At 35.8% G+C, this 17,323-nt stretch carries 15 protein-coding genes; 14 read left to right on the top strand and 1 reads right to left on the bottom strand.

Features of this window, described 5'->3' with window-relative positions:
- Positions 1 to 15 precede the first annotated feature (15 nt).
- Positions 16 to 1,149 carry a glycosyltransferase family 4 protein gene (locus QNH29_RS26160; RefSeq protein ID WP_283862183.1) on the top strand — a complete coding sequence of 378 codons (1,134 nt, stop codon included), beginning with the start codon at positions 16 to 18 and terminating at the stop codon, positions 1,147 to 1,149.
- A 43-nt stretch (positions 1,150 to 1,192) separates the two neighbouring features.
- On the opposite strand, the gene QNH29_RS26155 is transcribed toward QNH29_RS26160, so the two are convergent.
- Positions 1,193 to 2,182, bottom strand: coding sequence for an LCP family glycopolymer transferase (locus QNH29_RS26155; RefSeq protein ID WP_283862182.1), 990 nt, complete (start codon positions 2,180 to 2,182; stop codon positions 1,193 to 1,195).
- A gap of 390 nt (positions 2,183 to 2,572) precedes the next feature.
- Here QNH29_RS26155 and QNH29_RS26150 point away from each other — a divergent pair, with 390 nt between their 5' ends.
- The 13 genes from QNH29_RS26150 (at position 2,573) to QNH29_RS26090 (ending at position 17,271) form a co-directional block, all read left to right on the top strand.
- A complete protein-coding gene (locus QNH29_RS26150) occupies positions 2,573 to 3,712 on the top strand; it encodes an SDR family NAD(P)-dependent oxidoreductase (RefSeq protein WP_283862181.1) in 1,140 nt (379 codons plus the stop codon).
- Positions 3,712 to 4,755, top strand: a complete 1,044-nt coding sequence (locus QNH29_RS26145; RefSeq protein WP_283862180.1) for a WaaS/CpsH family glycosyltransferase — start codon at positions 3,712 to 3,714, stop codon at positions 4,753 to 4,755. Before QNH29_RS26150 ends, QNH29_RS26145 begins: the two co-directional genes overlap by 1 nt.
- A gap of 2 nt (positions 4,756 to 4,757) precedes the next feature.
- Complete coding sequence (locus tag QNH29_RS26140) at positions 4,758 to 5,474, top strand: glycosyltransferase family 2 protein (RefSeq protein ID WP_283862179.1); 717 nt, start codon at positions 4,758 to 4,760, stop codon at positions 5,472 to 5,474.
- 107 nt (positions 5,475 to 5,581) lie between these two features.
- A complete protein-coding gene (locus QNH29_RS26135) occupies positions 5,582 to 7,648 on the top strand; it encodes an LTA synthase family protein (RefSeq protein ID WP_283862178.1) in 2,067 nt (688 codons plus the stop codon).
- 214 nt (positions 7,649 to 7,862) lie between these two features.
- Positions 7,863 to 8,948, top strand: coding sequence for an acyltransferase family protein (locus QNH29_RS26130; RefSeq protein ID WP_283862177.1), 1,086 nt, complete (start codon positions 7,863 to 7,865; stop codon positions 8,946 to 8,948).
- 52 nt (positions 8,949 to 9,000) lie between these two features.
- On the top strand, positions 9,001 to 10,341 hold the full coding sequence (locus tag QNH29_RS26125; protein ID WP_283862176.1) for an O-antigen ligase family protein: 1,341 nt from the start codon (positions 9,001 to 9,003) through the stop codon (positions 10,339 to 10,341).
- A complete protein-coding gene (locus tag QNH29_RS26120) occupies positions 10,338 to 11,174 on the top strand; it encodes a glycosyltransferase (RefSeq protein WP_283862175.1) in 837 nt (278 codons plus the stop codon). The genes QNH29_RS26125 and QNH29_RS26120 overlap by 4 nt, the downstream gene beginning before the upstream one ends.
- Before the next feature lie 267 nt (positions 11,175 to 11,441).
- On the top strand, positions 11,442 to 12,314 hold the full coding sequence (rfbA, locus tag QNH29_RS26115; RefSeq protein ID WP_283862174.1) for a glucose-1-phosphate thymidylyltransferase RfbA: 873 nt from the start codon (positions 11,442 to 11,444) through the stop codon (positions 12,312 to 12,314).
- A gap of 20 nt (positions 12,315 to 12,334) precedes the next feature.
- Entirely contained in the window at positions 12,335 to 12,895 is a 561-nt protein-coding gene (gene rfbC / locus QNH29_RS26110; protein ID WP_283862173.1) for a dTDP-4-dehydrorhamnose 3,5-epimerase, read from the top strand.
- A gap of 15 nt (positions 12,896 to 12,910) precedes the next feature.
- The gene (rfbB, locus tag QNH29_RS26105) at positions 12,911 to 13,933 is read left to right on the top strand and encodes a dTDP-glucose 4,6-dehydratase (protein ID WP_283862172.1); all 1,023 of its coding nucleotides are present in this window, start codon (positions 12,911 to 12,913) and stop codon (positions 13,931 to 13,933) included.
- The gene (gene rfbD, locus QNH29_RS26100) at positions 13,933 to 14,778 is read left to right on the top strand and encodes a dTDP-4-dehydrorhamnose reductase (protein WP_283862171.1); all 846 of its coding nucleotides are present in this window, start codon (positions 13,933 to 13,935) and stop codon (positions 14,776 to 14,778) included. Before rfbB ends, rfbD begins: the two co-directional genes overlap by 1 nt.
- Before the next feature lie 367 nt (positions 14,779 to 15,145).
- Positions 15,146 to 16,219 (top strand): glycosyltransferase family 4 protein, encoded by a 1,074-nt coding sequence (locus QNH29_RS26095; RefSeq protein WP_283862170.1) that lies wholly within the window; start codon positions 15,146 to 15,148, stop codon positions 16,217 to 16,219.
- Positions 16,220 to 16,368: 149 nt separating this feature from the next.
- Entirely contained in the window at positions 16,369 to 17,271 is a 903-nt protein-coding gene (locus QNH29_RS26090; RefSeq protein ID WP_283862169.1) for an N-acetylmuramoyl-L-alanine amidase, read from the top strand.
- Positions 17,272 to 17,323: the final 52 nt, after the last annotated feature.

Here is a 17,323-nt window from a genome sequence, read left to right as displayed (position 1 = left end):
AATGGATGTAATTATATGAGAGAAATAAAGGTTTTATTTGCCACCAGGAATGACGCACTGACTCACCGGGGCGGCGATACGGTACAAATGCTCAAAACGAAAGAGTTTTTAGAAAAGAACTTTCCTGTAAAGATTGAGATTGCTTTAAATGAAACTGATTTTTTAGAGCATCAAGATGCTGATTTGGTTCATATCTTTAATATTCAAACGATAGATGAAACGTTAAGGTATGTAGATTTATGTGAAAAGTACAATAAGAAATTTACCTTTTCCACGATTTATTGGGATTTGTCTCACTACATCTACAACACGTTCTTAATTAATACCTTTAATTATATGAATATAAATAAAAACAGCTACAATTATAAAGATCTTGTGATGAACTTGAAAAAATTTGCCGGCTTACTCCTTAATAAAGGGGATCAATATGGCAGCAAAAACTATGTGGAAAAGAGACGAAAAGTTCTAGAAAAAGCAGATATCTTACTGCCTAATTCCAATGAGGAACTAGAAATTTTAGAAAGAGAATTTGGCCTTGAAGGATTAATGAAAAAAACCATCGTTGTTCCTAATGCAGTAGATTTAAAGGCTTCATCTGAGACTAAATTGTCGCTTGACTGGCTGAATAAATTAGAGAATATTGTTCTTGAAGTAGGCAGAATTGAACCTACAAAAAATCAGGCAAGTGTTGTAAAGGCTTTGGAGAATCATCCTGAAATCCCAATTGTGTTTGTCGGCAGGGTCCATAATGAAAAATACGCAGCATATGTAAAGAAATTGGCTGATAAAAGGGGCAATGTTCATTTTATTAATCAAATTGACCATGAAGAAATCTTTGCACTATATCGAAAGGCTGCGGTTCATGTCTTACCTTCATTTAGAGAATCACCAGGGCTGTCCAGCTTAGAAGCACTCTTTTCAGGTTGTAATATTGTCGCTTCGTCGGTGGAATATTGCCCCGTTCATTACTACAAATTTGATCAGTATGGAGAGATTTGTAATCCTTACGATGCAGAGTCTGTTAAAAAAGCCATCCTTACTGCACTTAAGAAGGACAGGGTAAAACCGCCGGAAAGTTATTTTGAAGACTATTCCTATCAGCGTGCAGCTGAGCTGACCTATAGAGCGTATGAAAAATTAATCAACTAAAAAACCCGATTTGATTGTCAGTGACAGTCAAATCGGGTTTTTTTTATTTTGAGTAAATTTCCGCCACGGTGTCTGGAGGCAGGTTTAAGTGTTGTCGTAATTGGTCTGATAGGGATTGTCTCGTTTCATCCTCGACCATGTAATAATAAACCTCTCCAACGAATCCATTAGAACCTTCTATTTCAATCTTATCGATGGTTTCTGCAGCTGGCTTATAGGATGACTGCATACCGATAATCTCACTTAAGGTTAGGTTTGTTTTAATGTTATTTTCAAGAGCATCAAGGATATCGTCGTAATTCGTTAACGTAGATAATGATTTTCCTTTTTGAATTATTTTTGAGATTACTTCACGCTGGCGTTCTCCACGTCCAATATCTCCGCGAGGATCCTGTTTTCTCATTCGAGCGTATGCGAGCGTTTCAGTACCGTTTAAATGCTGTGGTCCTTCTTCTAACGTTACCCCATCCAATTCAAAGGCATATTGGTTATCAACATCGATACCATTAACAGCGTCAACAACATCCTTAAATCCTTCCATATTAATCTCTACATAATAGTCGATTGGGATATTTAAGAAGTGCTCAACGGTTGCTATGCTCATCTCAATTCCGCCATAAGCATAGGCATGATTAATCTTATCTTTAGAAGGGTCTTCAGGATCCTCAGGATCGATTAATTCTGTGCGTGTATCCCGTGGTATACTTACTATTTTAGTAGATTTCATTTCAGGGTTAACTGTTAAAACCAGCATGGAGTCTGTACGTCCATTGTCCCCGTCACGTTCATCAATACCCACCATTAAAATCGAAATTGGGTCTTTTTTCGTAAATTCGACCTTTTCTTCCCGTTTTTCAGAGACCTCTCTGGAAATCGGTTTGTTCATATTATCTACAGCACTTGCTACATCATTGTAAACATTAAAGAAATATAAACCGCCGCCGGCAAGTAAGATTAAAAAGGTCAAAAGAGTAAAGGTTATCCATTTTTTAAGCTTCTTTTTCTTCTTTTTTCTAATTCTAGTATTAATCATATATAGTATTCTCCTACTATTAAAGGTTAAATTTTTTTGGGAAAAACAGTCAGAAAGTCACAGAATAAATTATAAACCCGAACATACAGAAGTTCAACTGGAAAAGCTAATAATCTACAAAAAAAGTACAAAGTTTGACACGATACTGCTATAATCAATTTTTGGAGACGGTCCAAATCTAGGCTGAGATTTGTTGGGATTTGTCATTCTCTGTAACCGTCTGCTGAATTTCTACCTATATAGACGTAAACATTCTTAACTTGTTACATAGGAAACTTGTCCTTTTTTATAAGGAGAAAATTTGAACTCTTGAACACATTTTGTATAATAGAAATCAATACATTCCCAAAATGAAGGTTAAAACTTTTTTATTAAAGAAAGAAGGAACTCATGATGTTAAAAAATGTATTAATTACTGGCGGTGCAGGATTTATTGGAAGCAGCTTAGCCTTGAAATTATTGGATAAAGGATATGAGGTAACCGTTCTTGATAACTTATCTCCACAAATTCATGGAGAAGACGGTATCTCGTCAGAATTGTTCTTAAAAATAAGAGATAAAGTTACCTTTATTAAAGGTGATGTTGTGAATAGTGATGATTGGAGAAAGGCCTTAAAGGGGCAGGATGTCGTCGTGCATTTAGCGGCTGAAACAGGTACTGGTCAATCGATGTATGAAATTAATAAATATATTGATGTAAATGTGAAGGGAACTTCAAATTTATTAGATATTTTGACAAATGAAGAACATCAAGTGAAAAAAATTGTTGTAGCTGCTTCAAGAGCCATTTATGGAGAAGGAATGTATCACTGTACGGAGCATGGAACGGTTTACCCTGTTGAAAGAACAGAAGCAGATATGAGTAAAGGTGACTTCGAAGTTAAATGCCCAATTTGTAACCGAGACGTAGAAGTTATGGCTACAACAGAAGAAACCAAGATTCATCCAACTTCTGTTTATGGAATTACCAAACAAGTTCAAGAGCAAATGTGTATGGTGGTTGGTAAATCTTTAAATATTCCCGTTGTTGGCTACCGTTATCAAAATGTTTATGGTCCAGGCCAATCATTAAAAAACCCATATACAGGAATCCTGTCTATTTTCTCAACGATTATTAAAAATAACAATAACATTAACATTTTCGAGGACGGTCTAGAATCAAGAGACTTTGTATTTATTGACGATATCGTAGATGCAACCATCCTTGGAATTGAAAAGGAAGAAGCAAACTTTGAAAGCTTCAATGTAGGGACAGGTGTGCCGACAACGGTTATTGAAGTAGCAAACGTTTTAAAGGAAAAATATCAGTCTGACACTGAAATTCAAATCAGCGGAAATTTCCGATTAGGTGATATCCGGCATAACTTTGCAGATTTGACGAAGATCAAAGAGAAGTTAGGATTTACACCAAAAGTCAGCTTTGAAGAGGGTATCAGCAAATTTGTTGATTGGGTAAATCAGCAAGAGGTTGTTGAAGACCGTTACCAAAAATCGATTGAAGAAATGAAGAAAAAAGGATTATACAAGTAATGAATGGCCAGCTAAAAAATAAAAAGATTTTGTTTTTATGTCCATTATTTTTTAATTATCATAAAAAAATAATGCGGGCAATGGAAGCAATGGGTGCTCAAGTCGATTACTTTGATGAGCGCCCTTCCAATACTTTTCTGTCAAAAGCATTGCTGCGAATCAATCGGAACTTTGTTACTGTACAGATTAATAAGCATTATGAAGACATTACCTCTAAAATTAATGGCAAAACTTATGATTACGTGTTTATTTGCCAGGCAGAAGCGACACCAAAATCTTTTTTGAGAAATGTTAGGAAAATGAACCCTAATGCGAGATTGGTACTGATGTTATGGGATTCTGTTGCGAATAAAGTGAATACACTTGAGAAATTAGATTTATTTGATGAGGTCTTTTCCTTTGATAAAAAGGACTGCGATCAATTTGGACTGACCTTTAGACCTTTGTTTTTTGACAAGGAATATGAAGAACTGGCACAGGAAGAATCTGAACTCATTTATGATTTATTTTTCGTTGGTACCGTACATAGTGATCGGTACCTGATATTAAATGAAGTAAGACAGCAATTTGAAAAAAATAACTTAAACGTTTTTTACTATTTATATATTCCAAGTAAGATCATGTATTATCAGCGAAAACTATTAACAAGTGAATTACAAGGCAGTCAAATCACTGATTTTTCTTTTGTCGGTTTGCCAAGCGAACAATTGACCGCGAAATTAAAACAGTCTAAGGCTGTTGTTGACATTCAGCATCCGAAGCAGACAGGTCTTACGATGAGAACAATCGAAATGCTCGGAGCAAATAAGAAGATCATTACGACTAATACTGATATCGAGTATTATGATTTTTATCATCCTAATAATATTTGCATTGTCGATCGAAGCTCTGTGGTCGTTCCAACCGAATTTATGACCACTCCCTATGTTCCTGTCGATGAAAAGGTGAAAGAGAGATACTCAATTAACTATTTTGTATTGGATGTATTAGGATTAACGCAAAAAGATAAGCATGGGTTTTATTCGAAAAGTGGTGGTGAATGACAATGAAGGTTTCTGTAGCAATGGCCACTTATAATGGGGAAAAATACATCGAACAGCAAATAGACAGTATTCTGATGCAATTAGGCAGTGATGATGAATTAATTATTTCAGATGATCACTCTTCAGATGGAACAATTGCTATTATTGATAGATATATCAAAAACGACCCTCGCGTAAAGCTATTTATGAACGAAGAATCAGGAGTGACTTCGAATTTTGAGAATGCGATTAAACGAACTCAAAATGACATTATCTTCTTAAGTGATCAGGATGACGTTTGGAAACCTGAAAAAGTTAGTACCATTAAGGGGTACTACGAAAAAAATCCTAAAGTTCAAATGATTATGTCCGATATCACCGTCGTCGATAATCAGCTGAATACGACGATCGATTCGTTTTACGAATTTAGAGGAAGCCGCGCAGGTGTACTTAAAAATATCGTCAAAAATAGCTATATTGGCTGTGCTATGTCATTCCGAAATCAATTAAAGACGAAGATACTGCCTATTCCAAGGAATGTACCGATGCATGATATGTGGATTGGGCTGGTGGCGGACATGAATAAATCTGCTTTGCTGATACCAGAAAATCTGATTTACTATCGGAGACATGATGCGACCGTAACGAGTGTTGAGAATACATCATCCTTAAAAGAAAAAATCCTGTGGAGATTTCAAATTTCTTCTTTGCTCTTAAAATCATATTTAAATAAAAAATAGGAATTTAGGAAAGTATGTTTTTCATAATGAGAAACATACTTTTTTAATTTTTGGAAAGAATAAAGATTATTGTGTGCATTTATGATGATTGTAGCGGAGTTTGATTTTTGTTGAAAACACTTATTAATAAAACGTTATTAGTAATAGCTGCGAACCTTATTTTTTCTTTGTTGGTTTTATTTTTCTATTACATGATTAGAGATAACTTTCATATTGTTCCTTTAATTGAATCCATGCATGTGAATACAAAAAGAATGGCTATGTCGATTGTTATTTTATTTTTCGTATTTATATCGAGTGCGATGTGGCAATTAAAAATATTTTCATTTATTAAGAAGAATAAACCTTGGCTGGTACATGTGCTTAAAATTGCTTTTTTATTGTTGGTTTATTTGGGAGCGTCCATCCTAATAAATTACTTCTTTCAATACTTTCAACATTTACAGGATTCGCTCTTAACCGTTCAATGGATCATATCGAATCCAACTATTTATTTTGCAGGAGTACTCTATTTATTCTTTCTATTCTTATTAACCTTTGCGGTCATTGGTAATGTCTATATAAGTACGTTTCTTACTGGCCTTATTCTGACGGTAATAGGGTTTATTCATTACAATAAATTGAATATTCGAGTGGAACCATTATATCCATTTGATTTTAAGCAGTATTTACAAATGAAAGCTGTAATTCCGATGATTACCGAATACATTTCATTAAGACAGATCTTTGTGGCTTCGATTTTGGTTTTTATTCTTTCATGTGCCATAGTGGTCCTTAGAAATATTAGAATGGGTTATCTGACAAGAGGTATTATTTTTGCTGTATCTATTATGATGTTGTATTCCTATACAAATTTTCCTAAAACGTTTATGAAGTCCTTTGTTGCCAACAATCATGTCACGATTGTTAAATGGAATCCAATCGAAAACTATCGAATAAATGGATTTTTGTTCGGTTTTATTTCAAATCTTCAAAATAACAGTTTCAAAGAACCTGAAAGGTACTCGAAGCAAAAGGTTTTACAGACAGCACAAAAATACATAAGCAACTCGCCTAGCAAAACAACTTATACTGGTCGAACTCCTAATATTATTTATTTAATGAGTGAGTCTTTTTGGGATCCGACTAAACTAAATCTAGAGTTTAGCAGTGATCCGATCCCCAACCTCCGCCAACTTATGACTGAGCATTCTTCTGGCTCCGTTCTATCTCCGGTGTTTGGAGGTGCTACGGCGAATGTTGAATTTGAAGCTTTAACAGGATTTAGTACCTCGTTTTTAAATCCTGGGGTGATTCCCTACCAAGAAATGATGGATAAAAAATCATTTGTTCCCTCGATTATCAGTGATTTAGAGGCAAAAGGATATCGTACGCTAGCCATTCATCCTTTTAATAAGGTGTTTTACAAACGAAATGTTGTTTATAACATATTTGGTATCGATAAGTTTTTAGACCAAGAATCCATGAAGCATAATGAGCGGCAGGAGGGCAGGGTGATTAACGACCAATCCTTGACCCGTGAAATCCTCGATAACATTAAAGAACAGGATGACCCTCTATTTATTCATGCAGTATCTATGCAGAACCATATGCCATATAATGCTGGAGCGTATGAAGAGAACGAAATAAAAATTTCTGGTCTTTCGCCGGGTAATACGCCTATGTTAGAAGTTTATACAGAAGGAATTCGAAGATCAGATGAGGCTTTACAATTATTAGTTGAGGAATTACAGACGATAAACGAACCAACTGTTGTAGTGTTCTGGGGGGATCATCTACCCATACTAGGGGAAAATAAAGCATTATATATAGAAGCAGGCTATGACGATGAAAACCCTGAAGAAAACAAGTTTAAATATTCGGAAACACCACTGTTACTATACTCTAATTTTAATTCGAAACAAGAGAGATATGATTTTATCAGCCCATTTTATTTAGGACCAATTATTTATGAGTTAGCTGGAATGGAAAAACCTTCATTCTATAACCTGCTAGATCAATTAAGAGAACAGATGGGTATTTCTGCTCTTAAAGGCGATCTCACAATAGGAAGCGATCGGAAATTTGTTACCAGTCCAACAAAAAAGCAGGAGCAACTATTGAAAGATTATAAATTGATCCAATATGACTTATTGGTTGGTAAACAGTATAGTTTAGATGTGTTATATAAATAAAATTTTCATTTATAGAGCCATTCTCAAGTTTTTTATGAGAATGGCTTTTATGGTTTTCTCAACGCTAAAAAAACATGTGGAAAAATAAGTGATACAAAACCTGAATAGATAATGCTATAATTTTTCCTGTATGTTAAAAGGAATGCACCCTATGTGTTGTATTTTATATCAGCCTTAGGATAACAATAATCTTGATTAATAGGTGGGATGCTTAGTGCTTCTAAAAGGCAATAATATTGAACACTTCATTACGAATAAAAAAAATAATTTAGATATTATCCGTTTTATTGCTGCCTCCTTGGTTCTGTTTTCACATGCCTACCCATTAACAACAGGAAATAATGGCTCTGAGCCGTTTGCGATTATGACAAATGGTGAAATGACATATGGGGAGCTGGCAGTTGCCGTATTTTTTGTGATAAGCGGGTTTCTGATTACACAAAGCTATGACCGGTCGAAAAACCCGGTAAACTATTTCAAAGCAAGAAGCTTGCGAATTTTTCCTGGACTTATCTTTTGTGTTCTTTTATCTATTTTTATCCTTGGACCAATCCTTACGAATCTAAACTTAAAGGATTACTTTACGAACAGGGAAACGTATGATTACTTAAAAACGATTACGTTATATTGGATGCAATATGACCTGCCGGGGTTATTTCCAGATAATATCTGGCCTGGTGCGGTTAATGGTTCTTTATGGACATTATGGTATGAATTTTTCTTTTATTTTGTGGTAGCCATTCTTGGAGTTACAAAACTGCTTGATAAGAGAATTGTATTGGTTGGTTTTATCCTTGCTACTGCCCTTTATTTTGCTGGAAGAGGCGGATTTTATACAGATTTATTCCGTTATTTTAGTGCGGGTATGGTATTTTATCTTTTCAGGAAAGAAATTAAATTAAACGGCTGGATTGCAGCAGCATCCTTCATTATTTTGGTTTTAACTGCGAGGAACGGGTACTTTGAATATTCTTTTTCCGTTTTTGGAACGTATCTGATTTTTTATTTAGCATTCGCTTCAAAAGTGAAGTTCTATAACTTTGGAAAATTTGGTGATTTTTCATATGGTATCTATATTTATGCTTTTCCAATCCAGCAGATTATGACGCAAGTGTTTAATAATCAATTGACACCGTTAGAAAATTTCTTGTTTTCTTTTCCGGTCACATTGATATTCGCGATTCTTTCTTGGTACTTAATTGAGAAACAGGCATTAAAATACAAAAAAGCTTCATTCAGGTCTATATTTAAGAAAAAGAAAATTTACGTCGAAAATTCAATTAATTCGAGTGCTAACTGAAAATAGAAGCAATCCTTACCATTGGTATTGCGTAAATGCTAGGAGAGGTCCCATGAATAGGTTTGAAAAAATATTACTAACCATTTTTTTCATCGAGTTATTTGTTGGCGGTGGGGGAAGACTGATTGACTTTGGTGTTCTATCCATTCGCCAAGTATTATTTTTACTTGTATTATTAACCTTTGCTTACCGTATCGTTAAAGAAAAAGCACTTTTAAATAAGAATGTTAATACCCTTATTCGATTTAATCCTGTAACGATAGGAGTTTATGCACTCATTGCTTGGTTTATAGCGAGTGCGGCCATTGGATTTCTAAAGGGGCACCCTGTTTCCATTATTGTGATGGACTTTTTCAGGGTATCGTATGTAGCTGTTTATTTTCCTTTAGCCTACTACATTTCAAATCAACGATTTACGTTAAACCGTATAATTACGCTTTTGAAATATAGTGCACTGGCCGTTGCGATATTTACGATCGCGATTGATTTATTAGGAAAAACGGTCTTTGCAGCCGATTTTTATCCTTTCTATGTCTTTATGAATACCATTATGAACGATGATTTATTTTTCCGTCCTAGTAATAGTGTTTTTTACAAGAGTCATTTCTTTGTACTAATTGGTCTAATCTTATCGCTTAATCAATTATTGAATAAAAAATATAATAAGCTAGATATTGCAATTGTCATCTTAGCTTCGATTTCTATTTTATGGTCAGAAACACGAGGATTTTTACTTGCCTTTATGCTTAGCGTATTTATGATTATTATTTTGGATGTAAAGGTCATTGTTGATCCGATAAGAGGATTATCAAGTAAGATAAAAAAATTGGTTCAATCACAGCAATTTATTAAAAAGTTTGTCATTAGCATGCTTGTTCTTGTAGCTGTACCGTTTATGTATAAGTATATGACGCTTGAAAGATTTGAAGTTGCCACGGTTCAGCATGCTCCGGGTGATGTAGAAGTCGAGGAACAGCCGGAAGTAAATGATGTCAGTGTTAATGCAAGGATGGAATTTATCGTTGCGTCAAAGGATATCTTAATGCAGCCAGCTAATCTTATTTTTGGTACAGGCTATGGATCGGAAGTTGCAGGAAGAACAGATGGCTTAGAAATGAGCTTTCTCGATATTCTTGTGGAACAAGGATTGATTGGACTAGCTATTTGGTTTTTCTTGTTTCTAATCATTTACCTTAACTATTACTCAGCCTATAAAAAGGGACAAAAGCTTGACACATTGGAAATTTCACTATTGTCTGTCTTTATGGGTGTCTTGTTGCTAACGAACATCAATCCGTTTATAAATAATCCAATTGGTATTAGTTTCTTCTTAATTATGCTGGTTATATCTCAGATAAAGAAAGAGTCGAGTGCAAGCGGGGAATTACAATGAAATTAACGATGGTGGTAGTCTTATACAAGCTAAAGCCTGAGGAAAGTAAAACGTTCCAAACGCTGAGTAGAATAATTAATTCAAATTTCAATTCCTGTCATGATATCGAGCTGATTTTATATGATAACAGCCCTGAAAAACATGATTTTTCATCCCCTCGTCATGAGGGGATACATATAACGTATAAACATGACTATCGTAATTTAGGGATAGCCACAGCTTATAACCATGCTTGGTCAATGGCTAAAGCAAATAACAGTCAATGGCTGCTTTTGCTTGACCATGATACCGAATTAACTCAAGAATACTTTAACTCAATCCTAAACATATCTAATGTTCCAGAAGAAGTTGCAGCTGTAGTTCCGAAAATAAATAGTGAAAATACAATGATTTCTCCTGTATACAGTAATTCTCTTCGGCCATTAAAAGAGGAACGCCCGTCCCCAGGCATTCAGGACCGTCCTGTTATGGCAATTAACTCAGGTGCTTTGATTTCAGTCAATTTTTTAAATGAAATTAATGGATTCAATGAAGACTTTTCGCTCGATTATTTAGACCATTGGTTATTTTTTAAGATTTATGAAAAGCAAAAGAAGGTTTTACTCATCGATGTGACATTGGAGCATGAATTGTCGGTATTGGATTATACAAGAGTATCATTACAACGGTATCAAAGTATTTTGGACTCAGAAGTGAACTTCTACCAAAACTTTAAAAAAGATTTAGTTTCAAAATATCGAATGCAATTAGCCAAGCGATTTCTTAAACAAGTACTTACCGTTAAAAATAAAGAAATAGCCTTCCTGACCTTAAAAAGGTTCTTTACACTTTAAAAAGGCGTGTAATTAACTTGATGTTTTTTAACAGCGATATCTTTGTAAAGAAGATATCCTTTTTCTATGCATATAACATATTTAACCTAACTTTAGGGGATATTTTAAAGAACAACTGTATGATATTCTTTAATTTGTTAAAAATATAACTTTTTTCTAACATTCATGTTAATGTTTGTCTTTTTATGACAACCTTCTTTATAATGGGGAATGGAAAACTTGTCAGTTTTTGTAGATAATAAAATGTAGAAAATTGGAGGGGTTTACTTGAAAGGAATTATTCTTGCTGGCGGCAGCGGAACCAGACTATATCCTTTAACAAAAGTTGTTTCAAAACAATTATTGCCAGTATATGACAAACCTATGATTTATTATCCACTATCTGTTTTAATGTTAGCAGGTATCAAGGATATTTTAATTATTTCAACACCAGAGGATACAGAAAGATTCGAACAAATCTTAGGAGACGGCTCTGATTTAGGCATGAACTTTACATACAAAATTCAGCCGCATCCGGGTGGATTAGCTCAAGCTTTTATTTTAGGCGATGAGTTTATCGGAGACGATAACGTTGCTCTTGTGTTAGGGGACAACATTTTTTATGGTCATGGATTAACAGAGCAATTAAAAAGAGCTGCAGGCAGAGAAACAGGTGCAACTGTTTTTGGCTACTATGTGAATGATCCTGAACGTTTTGGTGTCGTAGAATTTGATGATGAGGGAAAAGCTGTTTCAATTGAAGAAAAGCCTAAAGTACCGAAATCAAATTATGCAGTAACTGGTCTTTATTTTTATGATAACCGTGTTGTTAATATAGCAAAAAGCATTTCACCCTCACCACGTGGTGAATTAGAGATTACAGACATTAATAAGGCATACCTAGAAATGAGTGAGCTTAATGTTGAACTTCTTGGACGCGGCTATGCCTGGTTAGATACTGGAACTCATGCTTCACTTCTTGAAGCAGGTCAGTTTATAGAAACAGTAGAAAAAAGGCAATCCTTAAAAATTGCCTGTTTAGAAGAGATTGCATATAAAATGGGCTATATAACAAAAGAGAAGCTCTTAGAGTTAGCCGAACCCTTAAAGAAAAATCAATACGGTGAATACTTATTGAAAATCGCAAATCAAAGATTGTAATCCATAAGTGAGGTTATAGCATGAATATTATTGATACAAAAATACCTGATTTAAAAATTTTAGAACCAAAAGTATTTGGGGACCACCGAGGGTATTTTATGGAAAGTTATAATAAAGACTTATTTGAATCATTAGGCTTACACTACGATTTTGTTCAAGATAATCAATCGTTGTCTGCAGCTGTTGGAACGCTTAGAGGTCTTCACTTTCAATTAAACCCTAAGGCGCAAACAAAGGTTGTCCGCTGTGTGACAGGAGCCATCTATGATGTTGCGGTTGATATCCGTCAAGGCTCCCCTACATACGGGCAATGGGTAGGTGTAATTTTAAGCGAATATAATAAGCGTCAGCTTGTCGTTCCAAAGGGATTTGCTCACGGCTTTTGCACAATCGTTCCAGATACTACTGTTGCTTACAAGGTAGATGAATATTATTCTCCTGAGCACGATGGCGGTATACTTTGGAATGACCCCGAATTAGGTATTGATTGGCCGGCTGCTAATCCAATTCTTTCTGATAAAGATACGAAGCACCCGACATTACGTGAAGCTACCCATCTAAATTTTGTGTACGAGAAATAGGAGGCAAAAGCAAATATGAAGTTATTAGTTACAGGCGGAGCAGGCTTTATTGGAAGTAATTTTGTCCGTTATATGGTAAATAAATACCCTGAATACAACATAGTTAACCTTGACCTGTTAACATATGCGGGAAATCTTGAGAATCTTAAAGATATTGAAAATGCAGCGAACTATAAATTTGTTCGTGGTGACATTGCTGACCGGGAATTTATTAATGGTCTTTTTCAAGAAGAGAAATTTGATTATGTGCTGAATTTTGCAGCAGAGTCACACGTTGATCGCAGCATTACGGATCCTGGAATTTTTGTTCAGACAAATATTCAAGGAACATTGGCGTTATTGGATGCCGCAAAAACATTTGGTGTGACAAAATATCTTCAAGTTTCAACAGATGAAGTATATGGAACGTTAGGTGAAACGGGTTATTTCACTGAAGATACTCCATTAGCAGCAAACAGTCCATATAGTGCTAGTAAAGCAGGGGCTGACTTGCTTGTACGTGCTTACCATGAAACGTTTGGGCTTCCTGTAAATATTACACGATGCTCAAATAACTATGGTCCTTACCATTTCCCAGAAAAGCTTATTCCATTAATGATTATCAATGCATTACATGATAAGGAACTGCCGATTTATGGAGATGGCTTGAACATTCGTGATTGGCTCCATGTGGAAGATCACTGCCAAGCGATTGATCTTGTACTTCACAAAGGCCGTAATGGTGAAGTGTACAATGTCGGCGGCAACAATGAACGTACAAACATAGAGATCGTGAAAACGATCCTTAAGCATTTAAACAAACCTGAGTCTCTAATGAAGTTTGTTAAAGACAGACCTGGTCATGACCGCCGTTATGCAATTGATGCAACGAAGCTTCGTACTGAGCTTGGCTGGTCACCGAAATATAACTTCGATACTGGAATTGAACAAACCATTAATTGGTATCTGAATAATCGTGAGTGGTGGGAAAACATCATCTCTGGTGAATACCAGGATTATGTGAAATCCCAGTATGGCGGCAGATTAGGGGTAGAGTAATGAGGGTTGTTGTAACAGGTGCTGCGGGTCAGCTGGGAAAGGATGTTCTTTTAGAACTCGAGAAAAAGAATCATCAAGCGTTTGGAGCAGACCGGCAGCAATTAGACATAACGGTTGAAAACGATGTATTGACTTATATCAGTGAGTTAAAGCCTGATGTCATTCTTCACTGTGCAGCCTACACAAATGTGGATGCTGCAGAAGAAAATGAAGATGCAGCTTACGCAGTCAATGCAGCGGGTACGGAATATTTGGCAAAGGCAGCCAAACAAATTGGTGCAAAAATGCTTTATGTTAGTACGGATTACGTTTTCGATGGCAGTGCAAATGAGCCCTACGAAGTGGATGAGCCAACGAAGCCCCTAGGTGCTTATGGACGAACGAAGCTTGCTGGTGAACAGCTTTTACAAAAACACTTGGATGCATTCTTTATCGTTCGTACGGCATGGGTGTTCGGAATTCATGGTAATAATTTTGTTAAAACGATGATCCGTCTTGGCAAAGAACGTGGTGAAGTCGGTGTAGTACATGATCAGGTTGGTTCACCAACCTATACAGTCGACCTTGCACAATTCATGGTGGAACTAATGGAAACAGATAAGTATGGAGTGTACCATGCTACCAACAGCGGTATTTGCTCATGGTATGAATTTGCAGTAGAGATATTCAAACAGGCGGAAATGGATGTAATGGTTAATCCATTAACGACAGACCAATTTCCGCGTCCTGCAGCGCGGCCTAAATATTCAGTCTTAAGTAAGAAAAGGATTGAACAGGAGGATCTTAAACCTCTTCGCGATTGGAAAGAAGCACTATCGGCTTATTTAGAAGAGTCAAACGCATAAATGTATTTTCGTTGTCATGCCCTTTTCTTAAAGAAAGGGGTTTTTTTTTTGTGCAAAAGGGAACATTTATGTAACCTTATTAAATCCTTTACCGTCTATAACAGTGGAGAAATCAAAATAAATGTAGTTATTTGTCATATCCGTGAAGTTTTATATTACTTTAAGAATTCGCTTTCATTCCTATTATATTAGTTTTACGGTATTTCATTTATATTTCAATCCTATTAAAGTCAAATAAATTGTCGTATAACCTAGTTTATTTCTATAATGGACTATGCTATAATCCATTAGGATAACGTAAAATCGGTGACAATCAAACTACTAAATAAATAAAAAAACCATTGATACGTAAAACTTGGAGGGGCATATGCTTTATATTACTCTAGCTATCTGTTTTTTTGCGTCCATTCTACTGACACCGCTAGTAAAGAAATTAGCATTTAAAATAGGAGCAACGGATAAACCAAATCAAAGAAAAGTCCATTCACGTATTATGCCTCGACTTGGAGGATTAGCTATATTTCTTAGCTTTATCATTGGAACACTCATTAGCAAGCCTAATTACTTAATGTATGGAGAATTTCACTGGTCGATTATTATCGGGAGTTTCATTATCATCCTAACTGGTATGGTAGATGATGTGAAGGAAATTTCTCCGAGGATTAAACTGCTTGGCCAAGTAGCTGCTGCTGCAGTTGTTGTGGTCTATGGCGGTTTGCAGGTAGAATTTATCAACTTGCCTTTCGGCGGTATCATTGACTTCGGTTATTTAAGTATTCCCATTACGATGATTTGGATTATCGGAATTACAAATGCTATTAATCTTATTGACGGTTTAGATGGTTTAGCTGGCGGCGTTTCGACGATTGGATTATTATCTATCGCAGGAATGTCCATGGTAATGGGTAACCAATATGTTACCATTATGGCCCTAATTGTGGCTGCTAGCACCATTGGTTTCCTCTTCTACAATTTTCACCCTGCAAAAATCTTTATGGGTGATACGGGAGCCCTGTTTTTAGGATATATGATTGCCGTATTGTCCTTGCTTGGATATAAAAATATTACATTTATCTCATTGATTATCCCAGTTATTATTCTAGGCGTGCCAATATCTGATACATTCTTTGCGATTATCCGCCGTCTTGTTAACAAACAGCCATTATCAGCACCAGATAAATCACATCTTCATCACTGCTTGTTGAAAATAGGATTTACACATCGTCAAACGGTTTTATTAATTTATGCGATGGCTGCACTGTTTGGGTTAGCTGCATTTATTTTTTCCCAATCAACTGTTTGGGGTTCTATCATTGTCATTTTAGCACTTTTAATTACGATAGAATTAGTTGTTGAGAGTATAGGGCTTATTCGTGAAGACTATAAACCCCTTTTAAAGCTAATTAAAGGTCTCAGACCAATTAATGTAAAAGATAGATAATTTTTATAAAAAAAGCCTAAAACATTGTTTTAGGCTTTTTTTATACCTGTTGTTCTGAGAGAGTATATATCTATACGGAAATTTTTGCTTATTTTCCTACACCAAAATGAACAATTGTTCATTTACTATACCAAAGGAGAGGATAAGTAATGTTAAAAATTTCTTGGGATGCAGGACATGCTGGCTTCGGTGTTACACCCGGAAAACGTGCGCTTGACAACTCAATGTATGAATGGGACTTTAACGATGGTGTAGTTGACTATGCCATGGAAGCTCTGTCACATTACGAGAATGTTGAACAATTACGTGTAGACGATCCTTCCGGCAGAGTAGATGTCCCGTTGACTGAACGGGCTAATCGTGTCAATCAATGGGGGGCACATCTCCATATCTCCGTACATGGCAATGCTGCCGCACCATCAGCCAACGGAATTGAAACCTTCGTTCATCCGTCAGCTTCAGCATTAAACCGAGATATAGCGCTGCATATTCATAACTATGTGGTTAACCGCACCAATCGTAGAAACCGTGGACTGAAGGAAGCGGATTTTCAAATTTTACGTGCAACAAATGCAGATAGCCTTCTCATTGAGGGAGGATTTATGACAAATACTGAAGAATTAGCGTTAATGAAAACGAATCAATATCGTGCAACAGTCGGTCGAGCTATTGCCGACGCAATTGTTACAAAGTTCAATTTAAAGAGAAAGAACCAATATCGTGCAACAGTCGGTCGAGCTTTTGCCGACACAATTGTTACAAAGTTCAATTTAAAGAGAAAGAACCAAGCTGTAATCCAGCCGACAAACATCATACGTTATATCGATACTGGTGGTTATGCTGGTCCTGCTTTGTTGGAAATTCATAATTATCTTGTTAAGACAGGTCATAATTATGATACTAAGCGAGGGCGGGATGGTTCCATTCTCTTTTTAATCGGCCCATTTGATACCGGTATGGCAAATTATAGAGAAGCCACTGCTTCTATCTCTAAATTCGATAGCAATATGAGGATACTGACTCGCGAACAAGCTGCGGAATGGAGACAATAATGCTTCATTGATGAACACCTAGTCTAAACAGAGTTTAGACTTTTTCTTTTTT

This window comes from Neobacillus sp. DY30 (assembly GCF_030123065.1).
GTDB lineage: Bacteria > Bacillota > Bacilli > Bacillales > Cytobacillaceae > Neobacillus.
Note: the sequence above shows the minus strand (reverse complement) of the source record. Positions and strands in the feature narration are given on the sequence as shown.